10 protein-coding genes and 1 tRNA gene are annotated in these 14,778 nt (G+C 65.3%); 3 read left to right on the top strand and 8 right to left on the bottom strand.

From position 1 onward, the window contains the following. The first annotated feature begins 40 nt into the window (after positions 1-40). Positions 41-1,804 carry a DUF885 domain-containing protein gene (locus tag T8S45_RS03555; protein WP_322294708.1) on the top strand — a complete coding sequence of 588 codons (1,764 nt, stop codon included), beginning with the start codon at positions 41-43 and terminating at the stop codon, positions 1,802-1,804. Positions 1,805-1,892: 88 nt separating this feature from the next. Here the strand turns inward: T8S45_RS03555 and T8S45_RS03560 are convergent, their stop codons facing one another. Genes T8S45_RS03560 through T8S45_RS03570 form a run of 3 tightly spaced genes read right to left on the bottom strand, consistent with a single transcriptional unit; the run spans position 1,893 to position 2,808 of the window. Next, positions 1,893-2,159, bottom strand: a complete 267-nt coding sequence (locus tag T8S45_RS03560; protein ID WP_188641664.1) for a DUF5985 family protein — start codon at positions 2,157-2,159, stop codon at positions 1,893-1,895. Then, positions 2,156-2,434, bottom strand: a complete 279-nt coding sequence (locus tag T8S45_RS03565; protein ID WP_188641665.1) for a DUF5985 family protein — start codon at positions 2,432-2,434, stop codon at positions 2,156-2,158. Before T8S45_RS03565 ends, T8S45_RS03560 begins: the two co-directional genes overlap by 4 nt. 2 nt (positions 2,435-2,436) lie before the next feature. Further along, complete coding sequence (locus tag T8S45_RS03570; protein WP_322294709.1) at positions 2,437-2,808, bottom strand: hypothetical protein; 372 nt, start codon at positions 2,806-2,808, stop codon at positions 2,437-2,439. A 209-nt stretch (positions 2,809-3,017) separates the two neighbouring features. Between T8S45_RS03570 and T8S45_RS03575 the strand changes: the two genes are divergently transcribed. Further along, positions 3,018-7,820 (top strand): HAMP domain-containing protein, encoded by a 4,803-nt coding sequence (locus tag T8S45_RS03575; RefSeq protein ID WP_322294710.1) that lies wholly within the window; start codon positions 3,018-3,020, stop codon positions 7,818-7,820. Continuing rightward, complete coding sequence (locus T8S45_RS03580) at positions 7,817-9,799, top strand: response regulator (protein ID WP_322294711.1); 1,983 nt, start codon at positions 7,817-7,819, stop codon at positions 9,797-9,799. The genes T8S45_RS03575 and T8S45_RS03580 overlap by 4 nt, the downstream gene beginning before the upstream one ends. A 93-nt stretch (positions 9,800-9,892) precedes the next feature. Here T8S45_RS03580 and T8S45_RS03585 read toward each other — a convergent pair. From T8S45_RS03585 to mreC, 5 genes are all read right to left on the bottom strand, one after another. Further along, positions 9,893-9,968, bottom strand: a tRNA-Lys gene (locus T8S45_RS03585). Between the two features lie 106 nt (positions 9,969-10,074). After that, the gene (gene rodA, locus T8S45_RS03590; protein WP_322294712.1) at positions 10,075-11,193 is read right to left on the bottom strand and encodes a rod shape-determining protein RodA; all 1,119 of its coding nucleotides are present in this window, start codon (positions 11,191-11,193) and stop codon (positions 10,075-10,077) included. Beyond that, positions 11,193-13,352 carry a penicillin-binding protein 2 gene (mrdA, locus tag T8S45_RS03595; RefSeq protein WP_322294713.1) on the bottom strand — a complete coding sequence of 720 codons (2,160 nt, stop codon included), beginning with the start codon at positions 13,350-13,352 and terminating at the stop codon, positions 11,193-11,195. Before mrdA ends, rodA begins: the two co-directional genes overlap by 1 nt. Further along, on the bottom strand, positions 13,352-13,906 hold the full coding sequence (gene mreD, locus T8S45_RS03600) for a rod shape-determining protein MreD (RefSeq protein WP_322294714.1): 555 nt from the start codon (positions 13,904-13,906) through the stop codon (positions 13,352-13,354). The genes mrdA and mreD overlap by 1 nt, the downstream gene beginning before the upstream one ends. Next, positions 13,906-14,769, bottom strand: coding sequence for a rod shape-determining protein MreC (mreC, locus tag T8S45_RS03605; protein WP_188641671.1), 864 nt, complete (start codon positions 14,767-14,769; stop codon positions 13,906-13,908). Before mreC ends, mreD begins: the two co-directional genes overlap by 1 nt. Between the last annotated feature and the right edge of the window lie 9 nt (positions 14,770-14,778).

Raw genomic sequence — 14,778 nt, forward strand, 5'->3', positions numbered from 1 at the left:
GCGCCCGGCATGGCAGCTAGGCCGCCAAGGGAGATTTTTCATGAACGCCATCCGCCTGTTCGCCAGCGCCGCCGCCGCCGCGCTCGTCGTCGCCACCCCCGCACTCGCCGATCCGGTCGACGATTACGAGGAGGTGCGGGAGGATATCTGGCAATGGTCGCTCGACAATTCACCATGGCTTTCGGAAAGCGTCGGCGACCGGCGGAATGACGGCAAATTGGAGGATCTCTCGATCGAGGACTACGATCGCCAGATCGCCAAGACGCGCGAATTCCTCGCCCGCCTGAACGTGATCGACGAAAGCGCGCTGCCCGCCGATCTCCGCGTTGATTACGGTATCATCAAGACGAGCCTCGAGGACGAGGTGGAGGGATCGGCTTACGACCACAGTCGCTACGTGCTGTTCACCAATCGCGGCGGGTGGTTCATGTCGCTGCCCTCGCTCGCGAACCGCTCGCCATTCTTCACCGCCGCCGATTACGAGAGCTACCTCCAGCGGCTCGAAGCATATCCGGCCTACAACGCGCAGGGGATCGAACGCAGCCGCGTCGCCGTCGAGAAGGGGCTGACCCAGGCCTGCGAACCGATGGAAGGTACGGTCGAACGGCTCTCGACGCTCGTCGCCGGCGCGCCAGAGGAATCGGTCTTCTACGGCCCGTTCCGCCAAAAGCCCTCGACCATTGACGATGCGCAATGGGCGGCGTTCCAGGCGCGTGCGCGCGAAACGATCGCCGAGGACGTCTATCCGGCCTACGAAGACTTCTTCAAATTCTACCGCGTTGAATACGAGCCCGAATGCCGCACCGGCGCGCCGGGCGTCGCGGCGACCCCGGGCGGGGCGGAATATTACGACTACGTGGTCGGAAGCTACACGACCACCGACATGACTGCCGACGAGGTCCACCAGCTCGGCCTGAGCGAAGTTGCGCGGATCCGCGCAGAGATGGAAGAAGTCGCTGCCGAAGCCGGCTTCGCCAGCCGCGACGCCTATATCGAGCACCTGCGGACCGATCCGCAATATTACGCCAAGACGCCCGAGGAACTGATGACCTATGCCGGCGCGCTGGCGAAGGAAATCGACGGCTGGATGCCGAAGCTGTTCGGCAACCTTCCGCGCCAGCCCTACACGGTGCTGCCGATCCCCGCGGCGCAGGCGCCGGGCAATACCACCGCCTATTACGAGCGCGGCTCGCTCGAGACCGGGCAGCCGGGCATCTATCGCGTCAACACCACCGAGCTCGACCAGCGGCCGCTGTTCGAAATGCCCGCGCTCGGCGTGCACGAGGCGGTGCCGGGGCACCATCACCAGATCGCGCTGCAGCAGGAACTGGACCTCCACCCGCTGCGCCGCAACGGCACCTTCTTCACCGCCTTCGTCGAAGGCTGGGGGCTCTATTCGGAGCGGCTCGGGATCGAAATGGGGCTCTACGACACCCCGGCGAAGCAGATGGGACGCCTGAGCTACGAGATGTGGCGCGCGACCCGCCTGGTGGTCGATACCGGTCTCCACTCGAAAGGCTGGACCAAGCAGCAGGCGGTCGATTTCATGACCGACAACACCGCGCTATCGGCGGGCAATATCGACGCCGAGGTCAACCGCTACATCACTTGGCCGGGCCAGGCGCTCGCCTACAAGATCGGCGAACTCAAGATCCGCGAACTGCGCACCCGCGCCGAAGAGGCCCTGGGCAGCGAGTTCGACCTGCGCGCCTTCCACGATGCGGTGCTGGAAAACGGCGCGGTGCCGCTCGACGTGCTCGAAGCGCATATCGACCGCTGGATCGCGGCGCAGATGGGAGGCTGATCGGCCGCCGGGGCAAGGCGGATCAATGGCGGTCCGCCTCGCCAACCATTCTACGTCACGAGCCGACCTCGGACCCGCCGTCGCCCGATTACGGTGCCGACTTGTCGCGGTTAGAATAGACGATCGCGAAGATGATCAGCGAGAAGGCGAGCAGGCGGACGAGGAATAGCGGGCTGCGCTCCTCGACCGGGACCTGGGTCAGCGCGAGCCAGGCATAGTTGACCGCGAGGAGAAAGAAGCTCGCCGCGAAGATCACGAACAGCCGCTGCCGGGTCCGGCGGTAATATTTGAGGAACAGCAGGCCCGCGATGGCGAATGCCATGACGACCGCGCCGGAGAGGAACTGCTCGATCATCGGTCCTCCTCCGCTTCCCAGATGAAGCCGAACAGCAACACCGACACCGCCAGCAGCGTCAGCACCAGACGGGCGAGCTTGAGGTCTGCCTGCGGGAAAATGATGTGGTCGACCACGACCAGCAGGTTCGCGATCGCGAGGAACGTAAAGCAGGCGCTGCTCCACAGCAGGACCGGGGACTGGACCTTGCCGTACTGGCGCAGCAGCAGGCCCGCACACAGCGCGCTGGTCAGGAAGCAGAGCAGGTAAACCAGGTCGGGAATGGTACTTCCCATGGTCAGTCCTTTCGCAAGCGGAAAGCGTCGGCGAAAGCGTTGAGGCCCGGCGACTGGCGGGCGATCATCAACCTTCGGGCGCGGCCCGGGAAACGCTGGTAGAACTCGCTGGCGCGCCTGGCGCAGGCCTCGAGTTCCGTGCTGACGGGGCGGAACTGAAGGCGTCCATCGCGATCGAGCGAGGCGATGCCGGCCGCGACCAGCGAAGAGACGCCCTGTTCGACCACCAGCTCGCTCGCCCGCATCCGTTCGACCAGTTCTGCCGCCGTGAGGCCTTCCTCGGGCATGGCGATCACGGTCGACAGCAACTCGAGGTCCCAGATCGACGAGAAACTGTCGCAGATAAATTGCTCGATGTCGTCGTCGGTCGCCATCGTCGACCACCTACTCCCGGTTAAGCGTTTGAACGGCCTTAGATGGTCAGGTCGCAGCCTGCAAACCCGCTAAAATGTCACACCGGGAGAAAAAATCCGCAGACCCGGAACCATTGGCGTTCTCGATAATTTCGACCCGACGGGGGGTGTTCTAAAACGACTTCTGAAGGCGCCCGGTGTCGCACAATGATGTCCGCGGAGAGTCGCCAGTGGCGGAAAAAAATAACGAAGAATGCGCCCAGCTGCGTGCCAGCCTGATCGAAGCACTGACGAGCCTTCGCGATGGCGATTTTTCCGTTCGGCTCAAGCTCAAGTCGAGACATCCCGAAGATCGCGAGATCGCCGAACTCTTCAATGAGGTCGTGGGGCTCAGCGACAGCATCACCGGTGAGTTCGAGAACCTGTCTCGGATCGTCGGCAAGGAGGGCAAGATCGCCCACCGGGCCGGGGTCAAGGGCGCCCGGGGCGGCTGGCAGGCCAAGCTCGACGCGGTCAACGACCTGGTCGACGACATGGTCCAGCCGACCACCGAGGTGGCGCGCGTGATCGGCGCGGTCGCCAAGGGCGACCTGTCGCAACACATGGCGACCGAGATCGACGGGCGCGAACTCAAGGGCGAATTCCTGCGAATCGGCAAGGTTGTGAACACCATGGTCGACCAGCTCGGCTCGTTTGCTTCCGAAGTGACGCGCGTGGCGCGCGAGGTCGGCACCGAGGGCAAGCTCGGCGGACAGGCGCGCGTGAAGGGCGTGGCGGGTACGTGGAAGGACCTGACCGACAATGTGAACCTGATGGCCGACAACCTCACCGGCCAGGTCCGCAACATCGCCGAGGTCACCACCGCGGTGGCGCGCGGCGACCTGTCGAAGAAGATCACCGTCGACGTGAAGGGCGAGATCCTCGAGCTCAAGGACACCATCAACACGATGGTCGACCAGCTCAACGGCTTCGCCTCCGAAGTGACGCGCGTGGCGCGCGAGGTCGGCACCGAGGGCAAGCTCGGCGGCCAGGCGGAAGTGCCCGGCGTCGCCGGCACCTGGGCCGATTTGACCGACAACGTGAACCTGATGGCCGACAATCTCACCGGCCAGGTCCGCAACATCGCCGAGGTCACCACCGCGGTGGCGCGCGGCGACCTGTCGAAGAAGATCACCGTCGAAGTGCGGGGCGAGATCCTCGAGCTCAAGAATACGATCAACGTCATGGTCGACCAGCTCTCCAGCTTCGCCTCCGAAGTGTCGCGCGTGGCGCGCGAGGTCGGCACCGAGGGGCGCCTCGGCGGGCAGGCCAAGGTCGAAGGCGTCGCCGGCATCTGGAAGGACCTCACCGACAACGTGAACGAACTCGCGGCGAACCTCACCGGCCAGGTGCGCAACATCGCCGAGGTGACGACCGCGGTGGCCTCGGGCGACCTGTCGAAGAAGATCACCGTCGACGTGAAGGGCGAGATCGCCGAGTTGAAAAACACCATCAATACGATGGTCGACCAGCTCGGTTCGTTCGCTTCGGAAGTGACGCGCGTGGCGCGCGAAGTGGGCACCGAGGGCAAGCTCGGCGGTCAGGCGAAGGTCGAAGGCGTCGCCGGGACCTGGGCCGACCTCACCGACAACGTGAACGAACTCGCGGCGAACCTCACCGGCCAGGTGCGTAACATCGCCGAGGTCACGACCGCGGTGGCCTCGGGCGACCTGTCGAAGAAGATCACCGTCGACGTGAAGGGCGAGATCGCCGAGCTCAAGAACACCATCAACACGATGGTCGACCAGCTCAACGGCTTCGCCTCCGAAGTGACGCGCGTGGCGCGCGAGGTCGGCACCGAGGGCAAGCTCGGCGGCCAGGCGCGCGTCCCCGGGGTCGCCGGGACGTGGCAGGACCTGACCGAAAACGTGAACCTGATGGCCGACAATCTCACCGGCCAGGTCCGCAACATCGCCGAAGTCACCACCGCGGTGGCGCGCGGTGACCTGTCGAAGAAGATCACCGTCGACGTGAAGGGCGAGATCGCCGAGCTCAAGAACACCGTCAACACGATGGTCGACCAGCTCAACGGCTTCGCGTCCGAAGTGACGCGCGTGGCGCGCGAGGTCGGCACCGAGGGCAAGCTCGGCGGCCAGGCCATGGTGCCCGGCGTCGGCGGGACCTGGGCCGACCTCACCGACAACGTGAACCTGATGGCGACCAATCTCACCAACCAGGTGCGCGGCATCGCCGACGTCGTGACCGCCGTGGCGCAGGGCAATCTCAACCGTAAGCTGACGCTCGATGCCAAGGGCGAGATCGCGACGCTGGCCGAGACCATCAACGGCATGATCGAGACGCTGTCGACCTTCGGCGACCAGGTTACCAACATGGCGCGCGAAGTGGGGGTCGAGGGCAAGCTGGGCGGACAAGCGCGCGTGCCCGGTGCGGCGGGCCTGTGGCGCGACCTCACCGACAACGTGAACCAGCTGGCGGAGAACCTCACCAACCAGGTGCGTTCGATCGCCGACGTGGCGACTGCGGTGACCAAGGGCGACCTTACCCGCTCGATCTCGGTCGAAGCCTCGGGCGAGATGGCCTCGCTCAAGGACAACATCAACGAGATGATCCGCAACCTGAAGGATCAGACGCTCAAGAATGCCGAGCAGGACTGGCTCAAGACAAACCTCGCGCGCTTCAGCAGGATGCTCCAGGGCGAACGCGACCTGACCACCATTTCCAACCTGATCATGAGCGAACTCGCCCCGCTGGTGAACGCGCAATACGGCGTGTTCTACGTCGCCCAGGAAGGCGAGGACAAGGACCCCACGCTCGATCTCGTCGCCAGCTACGGTGCAGGCAATCCGGATGAGATGAAGCCCCGTTTCGTCCTGCGCGAAGGACTGATCGGGCAGGCTGCAGCGGACAAGGCGCCGATCCGGCTCGATAAGGTCCCCGACGGCTATTTGCGCGTCAGCTCGGGTCTCGGCGATGCCAAGCCGGCGCACCTCTTCATTCTTCCGGCCCTGTTCGAGGACGAGGTCAAGGCGGTGCTCGAACTGGGCAGCTTCGAAGGCTTCAGCGATACGCATAACGGCTTCCTGATCCAGCTCATGGAAACCATCGGGATCGTGCTCAACACGATCGCCGCGACCATGCGGACCGAGGAACTGCTCAAGGAATCGCAGTCGCTGACGCAGGAATTGCAGGCGCGGCAGACCGAGCTCACGACCAAGCAGGAGGAACTCGCCCAGACCAACGAGGAACTGCAGGAAAAGGCGCAGCTGCTCGAATACGAGAAGAAACAGGTCGAGGAGAAGAACTTCGAGATCGACATGGCGCGCCGCGCGATCGAGGAAAAGGCCGAACAGCTGGCGCTGACCTCGAAGTACAAGAGCGAATTCCTCGCCAATATGAGCCACGAATTGCGCACCCCGCTCAATTCGCTGCTGATCCTCTCCAAGGTCCTCAACGACAACGAGGAAGGCAATCTCAGCCAGAAGCAGACCGAGTTCGCCAAGACGATTCATTCGGCCGGGTCGGACCTGCTCAACCTGATCAACGATATCCTCGACCTGTCGAAGATCGAATCCGGGACGGTATCGATCGAGCTCGACGACATGCGGCTGTCCTCGTTGCGCAAGCATGTCGAACGCACCTTCCGCCCGCTTGCGGCGCAAAAGGGGCTCGGGTTCGAGGTCGAGTTCGCCGAGGACCTTCCCAAGACGCTGCGGACCGACGAACAGCGGCTCCAGCAGATCCTCCTCAACCTGCTTTCCAACGCCTTCAAGTTCACCGGAGAAGGCAAAGTCGCACTGGACGTCCGGATGGCCACGTCGGGCTGGAACCGCGAGCATCCCGAGCTGGCCGGGGTGGACCAGGCGATTGCGATCGCGGTCACCGATACCGGGATTGGTATTCCCGAGGACAAGCAGAAGCTCATTTTCGAGGCTTTCCAGCAGGCCGACGGGACCACCAGCCGCAAATATGGCGGCACCGGTCTCGGACTCTCGATCAGCCGTGAAATCGCCGGGTTGCTCGGTGGCGAACTGCAGGTTTCTTCCAAGCCCGGAGAGGGCTCGACCTTCACCCTCTTCCTGCCGCTCACCCCGCCGCAGGTGGACGACTCCGCGGGTTCCTCGGCTCAGCGCGAGGAACCGCGCGAGCCGCGCCTCGTTCACCTCGACGAAGAAGGCGAGCGCGCTTCGCTTTCCGACAATCCCTTCGTCCTGTTGGTGACCGGCGATTCGGCGATCGGCGACCGGCTGATTGAGGACGCCGGGAAGCACGGTCTGGCCGCCAATATGTCGACCAGCGGTGCCGCGGCGATCACGACCGTACGGCGGACCCCACCGGCCGCGGTGATCCTCGATCTCGACCTGCCCGACATGGATGCGGTCGTCCTGCTCGACCTGCTCGTCCATAACCCGGGCACGGCCGGGTGCCCGGTCATGGTGCTCGGCAAGGGCACGGCAACGCCCGCCGTCGAGAAGCGCATCGCCGCGGGCTCGACCGTGTTCGATCGCTCGGCGAAGGACTTCTCCGAGCTCTTCTCGGCGCTCAAGGCGCAGATCGAGACTGACGCAAACGAAGAACGGCAGGACGACGAACAGCCGGCGACGTCCGACGACACGCTCTCGAACAGACACATCCTCATCGTCGACGACGACATCCGAAACATCTTTTCGCTCGCCAGCGTGCTCGAAACGCGCGGCGCATCGGTGGTCTACGCCGAACGTGGCGCCGACGGGATCGAGATGCTGCGCGCAAAATCCAACATCGACGCGGCGCTGATCGATATCATGATGCCCGAGATGGACGGTTACGAGACGATGCAGCGGATCCGCGAGGATGACGGCCTGTCCGGGATCCCGCTGATCGCGGTGACCGCCAAGGCGATGCGCGGCGACCGGAACAAGTGCCTCGAGGCGGGCGCCGACGATTACATCTCCAAGCCGGTCGACATCGACCTGCTGCTGGCGGTGCTCAGGGTCGCATTCGACCGAGCTTCCGAACCGCGTGCCGAGACGCAAGAGGTGGAAGCAGCCAAATGAGCGATCTTGCGGACAACAAGACCGATACGGGCGCAAGGATCCTGATCGTCGACGACGACGAGCGCAACCTGCTCGCGCTTTCCGAAACGCTGCGCCCGCTTGCCGAGGTCACCTGCGTCGCGTCGGGCAAGGATGCCTTGCGCGAATTGCTGCAGCACGAGTTCGCGGTCATCCTGCTCGACGTCTACATGCCCGAGATGGACGGCTACGAGACCGCCGCCCTCATCCGCGAGCGCAGCCAGACCGCGCAGGTCCCGATCATCTTCCTGTCGGCGGTCAACAAGGAAACCTCGCACCTGATGCGCGGTTACGAGATGGGCGCGGTCGATTACGTCTTCAAACCGGTCGATCCGATCATCCTCAAGACCAAGGTCGGGGTGTTCGTCGATCTTTACGAGACGCGCCAGCAGGTAGCGGAACAGGCCCAGCTCGAGAGCAGCCTGCGCGAGGCTCACCTGCGCGAACAGCTCGACCGGATCGCGGTCGAACGCAAGCTCCAGGAAAGCGAGCGGCGCCAGGCCTCGGTGCTCGGCACGCTGCCTATGGCGGTCTACGAATGCCCCTGCGATGCGACCAAGCTCACCCGCACCTTCGTCGGCGGCGACCTGCACTATTTCGTCGGCGATACGGCGAGCGAGATCTTCGATGGCGTGCGCCGGTTCGACGAATGGGTCCACCCCGACGATCTCACCGCGTACGAAGCGGGCAGCGAGGAAAACGGCGACGCGGTGACGAGCGAATACCGCTTCGTGGGGCCGGACGGGCGCAAGCGCCACCTGCTCGACCAGCGGATCAAGGTCGCAGGACCCGGGGGGCAACCGCAATGGGTCGGCACCATCCTAGACCTCACCGATCGCCGCGAGCTCGAGGAGAAGCTCGTCCATGCCGGCAAGCTCGACGCGCTGGGCCAGCTGACCGGCGGCGTCGCTCATGATTTCAACAACCTGCTCGCGGCGGTCCTCGGCGGGATCAACATTCTCGACCGCAGGCTCGAAGTGGGCGAAGCGGAAAAGCGCGTAATCGAGCAGATGCGCCACGCGGCACATCAGGGGACCGACCTGGTCAAGCGGATGATGGCTTTCGCGCGGCGGCAGGATCTGACCCCGACGAGCGTCAAGCCGACCGACCTGTGCGATGCTGTCGCCGGGCTGGTCGAGCACGCGCTGGGCGACAACGTTTCGGCGTCGTGGAATTGCGGCGAAACCGATCTCAGCATCTATGCCGATCGCAGCCAACTGGAGCTGGCATTGATGAACCTTGTCATCAATGCGAGAGACGCGATGCCCGACGGTGGCACGGTCGAGGTCTCGATCGAGGAGGTCGGCGAGGCCGATGCGCCCGCACTCGCGATCCGCGTCTGCGACAGCGGTATCGGGATGAGCAAGAAGGTGCTGAAGAAGGTCACCGAACCCTTTTTCACGACCAAGGGTGCGGGGAAGGGGACCGGGCTGGGCCTGTCTATGGTCGCCGGCTTCGTCGATCAGTCAGGTGGCGAACTGGAAATCCAGAGCACCCTTGGCAAAGGCACCGAAATTGCGATCAAGCTTCCGGCGACCGAGAGCGTGTCCGGTGAGGACGCGGCCGAGCAGGCTCGGGAGCTATCATGGTTCGAGGACCGAAGGCTGGCGCTGGTCGATGACGATGACGGAGTCCGCATCGTCCTGTCCGAGCAGCTCCGGGACGCCGGAGCCAAGGTCGAGGAATATGCCTCGGGCGCGGAGCTGATCGCGGCGATCGGCGAGCGCAAGCGCGACTACGACGTGGTGATTTCCGACTTCGCGATGCCCGGGCTCGACGGTCTCGAAACGCTGCAACGGATCCGCAATGCTGCACCGCATATCGGCCGCGTGCTGATGACGGGCAATATCGCCGACGAAAACCTCGCCAACCTCGAGGACCTTCCGCTGGTCCACAAGCCCGTCGATCTCAAATCGCTGGCATCGGCCTGCGTCAGGGCGCTGCAGGCCGAGCCGGTCTGAGGCCGCGCCCGAACCGAACTCCCGGGTGCGAGACGAAAGCCCCCGCGGTCATCGGCGAACCGTCGGATGCAGAGTGAATGCGATAGGAAAAAATGGTGGACGCACTAGGGTTCGAACCTAGGACCCGCTGATTAAGAGTCAGCTGCTCTACCAACTGAGCTATGCGTCCACACCGGCCTCGGGCCGCGTCCGATGAGTACCTGTACTCGAATCGGGAGGCGCCCATATAGCGGGTGATTCCGCGCTGCCAAGTGGCTGCGTGCGGAAAAGTCGATTTAGTAGCGCCTGCGGCTCTGGGTCTTGCCCCAGTGATCGACCGCCATCAGCGAGCCGATGCAGATCATCACCGTCATCATCGACGAACCGCCATGGCTCATGAAGGGCAGCGGGATACCCACCACGGGGGCGAAGCCCATCACCATCAGCATGTTCACCGCGGCGTAGAAGAAGATCGTGAAGCCCATGCCGACCGCCATCAGGCGACCGAAGCGGTGCGGCGCGCGGCTCGCGACGCGAAGCGCCCAGCGCAGGATCAGCGCGTAGCACATCAGCACGAACACACCGCCCATCACGCCCCATTCCTCGGCCATGGTGGCGAAGATGAAGTCGGTATGCGCCTCGGGGAGGTAGGCGAGGTGGCTTTGCGAGCCTTCGCCGAAGCCCTTGCCGGTCAATCCGCCCGATCCGATTGCGATCTTCGACTGGGTGATCTGGTAGCCCTTGCCCAGCGGGTCGCTCGCCGGGTCGAGGAAGGTCGTGACGCGGCGTTGCTGGTAGGGCGAGAGCGCAAACTGGTAGGCGAAGGGCAGGGCGGCCAACGCCACGCCGCCGGTGACGAGAAACCACTTGAGCGGCGCGCCAGCCATGAACACGATCACCGCCCCGCTGGCGACGATCGCGAGCGTGGTGCCGAGATCGGGCTGCATCAGCACCAGCGAGCAGGGCACGCCGAGCAGGATCGCCACCGGCGCGATTCCGCGCAGCGTTCCCACCATGCCCGGCGGCAGGGTGGCGAAGAAACGCGCCAGCACGATTACGATCGCAGGCTTCATCAGTTCGGACGGCTGCAATTGCATGAAGCCTAGGTCGATCCACCGCTGGCTGCCGCCGCCGGTAAATCCGATCGCCTCGACCACCACCAGCAGGATCACCAGCACGACATAGGCCGGGTAGGCCATGAAGCGGTACACGGTGTCGTTGAACCGCGACATCACCAGCGCCATCACGAGGAAAAGCCCGAACCGCATGAGGTGCTTGGCAGCATAGGGCTCCCAGCTGCCGCCGGCCGCCGAATGGAGCACGGCCGCGCCGAAGCCGGTCAACGCGAGCAGGACGAGGCTGACCTTCCACGGCCAACGCAGCAGGCCCTCGGGGACGATGGCGTTGCCGGCCATCAGTCGGTGGTCCCGGCCGTCGGCGCGGCAGTCGGAGATGACGTCGGGGCCGGTGTCGGGGCGGGCGTCGCCGTCGACGAGGTCGCACCGCCGCGCGGATTCGCGCCCCCGGTGGTCGATCCGTCGTCCTGGGCCGAGGCATTGAAATAGGATTCGCTGGCGCGGGTTTCGGCCGAGCCCTGGATCGGCTCGCCGCGTCTGGCGGCGGCTACCGTCCCCGGTGCGCTCCCGCCGCCCGGCGGCAGCGTCTCGCCCGCGGCGGCAGCGGCGGCGCGATATTGGGCGGAAAGGCGCTGCTGCGCGGTACCGCCCCACTGGCGCTCGAGGGCGTGGAGCATTTCGAGTGCCTTGTCGGGATCGTAGAGGAAGGTCAGTACGTCGCGCGCCACCGGGTAGGCGGCGCCCGATCCGCCGCCGTGCTGGATCGTCACCGCGCAGGCATAGCGTGGGTTGTCGAACGGGGCGAAGCACATGAAGTGGCCGTGGTCGCGATATTTCCAAGTCCCGGACTTGCCGTCGGAATAGTTGAGCCCGACGACCTGCGCGGTGCCGGTCTTGCCCGCCAGCAGCACGTCCTCGATCGGCAATTTCGCGCGCCCGGCGGTGCCGGGGCCATTGACCACGTCGCTCATCGCCTGGCGGACGTAATCGATGTTTTCTTGCGGGAAGCCGAGGCTCTGGAACTCCGGGACGTCGTCCGACTGAACGATGCGCGGCATCACTTCCCGGCCCATCGCGATCCGCGCAGCCATCACGCATTGCTGCAACGGGCTGATCAGCATGTAGCCCTGACCGATGGTCGAGTTGACCGTGTCGTAGGCCTGCCATTCGCGCCCGTACTTCTCCTTCAGCCATTCGGGGCCAGGTACGGTGCCGTAGAACTGGTCGATGAACGGCAGCGGGTATTCCTGCCCCATGCCCAGGCGCTTGAGCATGGCGGTGATCGGTTCCATCCCCGATCGCTGCGCGAAGTAATAGAAATAGGTGTCGCAGGACTGGTAGATGCCCTTGGCCATGTCGACCTGGCCGTGCCCGCCGCGTTTCCAGCAGCGGAAATAGCGATTGCCCACCTGCAGGCCACCGCCGCAATAGACGCTCTCGTCCGGGTCGATCCCGGCCTTCATCAGCGCCATCGCGACGCCCGGCTTCACCGTGGAGCCGGGCGGATAGAGCGAGCGCAGGGTCTTGTCGAGCAGCGGCTTGCGCTCGTTCTCGTTGAGCATCGAATACTCGACCCGGCCGATCCCGTCGGAGAAGCTGTTGGGATCGAAGGACGGCATCGATGCCATCGCGAGCAGGTCGCCGGTGACCGTGTCCATCACGACCACCGCGCCGCTCTCCGGGCCGAGCCGACGCGCAGCGTAATCCTGAAGGGCCGCATCGATCGTGAGCCGCAATGGGGCGCCCGGCGTGTCCTCGCGCGTTTCGAGTTCGCGTACGATCCGTCCGCTGGCGGTCACTTCGGTGCGCCGCGCGCCGGGCTCGCCGCGCAGGCGCTGCTCGAACTGCTGCTCGAGCCCGTCCTTCCCGATCTTGAAGCCGGGCGTAACAAGTAGCGGGTCCTTGCCCTCGGCCTCGTATTCCTCGCGATCGGCGGTGCCGACATAGCCGAGCAGGTGGCCGACCGCGGGGCCGGTGGGATAGTTGCGGGTGTAGCCGCGCTGCGCGACCACGCCCGGCATGTCGGGCAGGCGCACGCTGATCGCGGCGAAGCGATCGTAATCGAGGTTGGAGGCGACCTCGACCGTCTGGAACCCGGTCGATTGCTCGATCCGGTCGCGCAGGTCGGTCATCTCGGTGTCCGAGAGCTTCAGCACCTTCGCCAGCATTTCGAGCGAGCGCTCGCGCGCATCGCCCATGCGCTCGGGGATGAGGTCGACGCGGAAATCGGCGCGATTGGCCGCGAGCGGCGTGCCGTAGCGATCGACGATCGCCCCCCGGCGCGGAGGGATCAGCGCGAGGTTGACCCGGTTGCTTTCGGACAGCACCTCCCAGCGCTCGTTCTCCGCCACGCCGAGATAGGCCATCCGGCCGACCAGCAGCAGCCCTACGCCCGCCTGCATCGAGCCGAGGATCACCGCGCGGCGATCGAAGGCGTTCTGCAGCGAGACCCCGGTGGGCGGCGGCGACGAGGCCCTGGGCTTGCGGCGGCGAAACATCAGCGGATCCGGCTCAACCTGACCAGCCGCAACCGATCGAGGATGCCGACAATGCGGTTCACGAACGGGAAGGCGAGGAGCGAGAGCAGGATCTGGGGTCCGAGAATGGTGAGGGCGCCGAAATCGCCGGGATTTGCGAACACCGCGCCGAGCACGAGGTAGACGACCACGATCAGCGAGGCGAACAGCCATTCCTGCAGGAATCCGCGCCAGGGCAGCTGCCGTTCGACGGCCTCGAGCGCGATCATGGTGAGCGAGAACAGCAATATACCAGAGCCCAATGGCTGTCCGCTGAACAGATCGTCCCACAGACCCAGCGGGAGCCCCGCCCAGACTGGCAGCAGGCCCGGGCGCAGCTGGCGCCAGGCGATCAGCATCATCAGCGCGAGTGGCGGAACCAGCGGTGCCGAGGTGATGATCGGCAGCATCGGCGTGAGCGAAGCCAGCATGATGCTCGCCCACGGCAGGCCGTAGACCATCAGCGGGGAAGGCGCATAGCCGATCCGCCCGACGCCGCGTCGCTTCTTGACCTTGCTCCGGACCGCGATCGCCATCACTCGATCTCGCTGGCGGCGTCCGGATCGAAGACGGGATCGACGGTCACGAATTCGGTCGCTGCGGGGTTGCTGAGCACCTGCGCGACCGCACCGTCGGACAGCAATTCGGTGACCACCGCGACGGGGATGTTGGGAAGGTAGAACCCGCCCGACCCGCTGGTCACGAAGATGTCGCCGGGCTTCAAAGGGTTGATGGTGAGGTCGACGAGGCGAATGCGGACGGTGCCGTCGCTCTCGCCCTCGGCGAAGGCGGTCAGTCCGTCTTCGGCGCGGCGCACCGGCACCGTGCTCTGGCGGTCGGTGACGAGCAGCACGCGCGAAGTGTTGCGCCCGGTTTCGAGCACGCGTCCGATCAACCCGCGTTCGGAGCGCACCGGCATGCCGCGCGCCACGCCCTGGTTGGTCCCGGCCGACATCGTTGCGAAACGACGGGTGCTGGTCGAGGTCGAGCCGATCAGCCGCGCGCTCACGATCGGTTCGCGTTCGTCTTCGAACAGGTTGAGAAGTTCCTTGAGGCGCCGGTTCTCGGTCTCGACCGCCTGCAGTTCGGCGAGGCGCACGCGCGCGGTGGCGAGGTCCTTCTCGAGCCGCCGGTTTTTCGACCCGGCGCGGAAATAGGCGCCGATTTCCTCGAACATGCTTTGCGAGGTCGAACGCCCGCCGGCCCCGGCGACCGCGACCGGGCGCGTCACGTCGCTCGCCGCGCCGCGCGCATCCTCGAACCGGTCGCTGCGGGTCCAGGAGAGCACAAGCAGGGTGATACCGATCACCGCGCCAAGGACGGCGACGACCCAGGCGGCGAAATTCGTATATTGTTCCCTGCGCGAGAAGCCGAGGCTTCTCTTCACGGACGATGCCATCGCTCTCGG

Source organism: Pseudoblastomonas marina, from assembly GCF_034374265.1.
Taxonomy (GTDB): Bacteria; Pseudomonadota; Alphaproteobacteria; order Sphingomonadales; family Sphingomonadaceae; genus Alteriqipengyuania_A; species Alteriqipengyuania_A marina.

What these genes read in the sequence shown, in the direction of transcription:
- T8S45_RS03555 (WP_322294708.1), top strand. Translation starts at nt 41, where the DNA reads ATGAACGCCATCCGCCTGTTCGCCAGCGCCGCCGCCGCCGCGCTCGTC.
- T8S45_RS03560 (WP_188641664.1), bottom strand. Translation starts at nt 2,159, where the DNA reads ATGATCGAGCAGTTCCTCTCCGGCGCGGTCGTCATGGCATTCGCCATC.
- mreC (WP_188641671.1), bottom strand. Translation starts at nt 14,769, where the DNA reads ATGGCATCGTCCGTGAAGAGAAGCCTCGGCTTCTCGCGCAGGGAACAA.
- T8S45_RS03565 (WP_188641665.1), bottom strand. Translation starts at nt 2,434, where the DNA reads ATGGGAAGTACCATTCCCGACCTGGTTTACCTGCTCTGCTTCCTGACC.
- T8S45_RS03580 (WP_322294711.1), top strand. Translation starts at nt 7,817, where the DNA reads ATGAGCGATCTTGCGGACAACAAGACCGATACGGGCGCAAGGATCCTG.
- mreD (WP_322294714.1), bottom strand. Translation starts at nt 13,906, where the DNA reads ATGGCGATCGCGGTCCGGAGCAAGGTCAAGAAGCGACGCGGCGTCGGG.
- rodA (WP_322294712.1), bottom strand. Translation starts at nt 11,193, where the DNA reads ATGGCCGGCAACGCCATCGTCCCCGAGGGCCTGCTGCGTTGGCCGTGG.
- mrdA (WP_322294713.1), bottom strand. Translation starts at nt 13,352, where the DNA reads ATGTTTCGCCGCCGCAAGCCCAGGGCCTCGTCGCCGCCGCCCACCGGG.
- T8S45_RS03570 (WP_322294709.1), bottom strand. Translation starts at nt 2,808, where the DNA reads ATGGCGACCGACGACGACATCGAGCAATTTATCTGCGACAGTTTCTCG.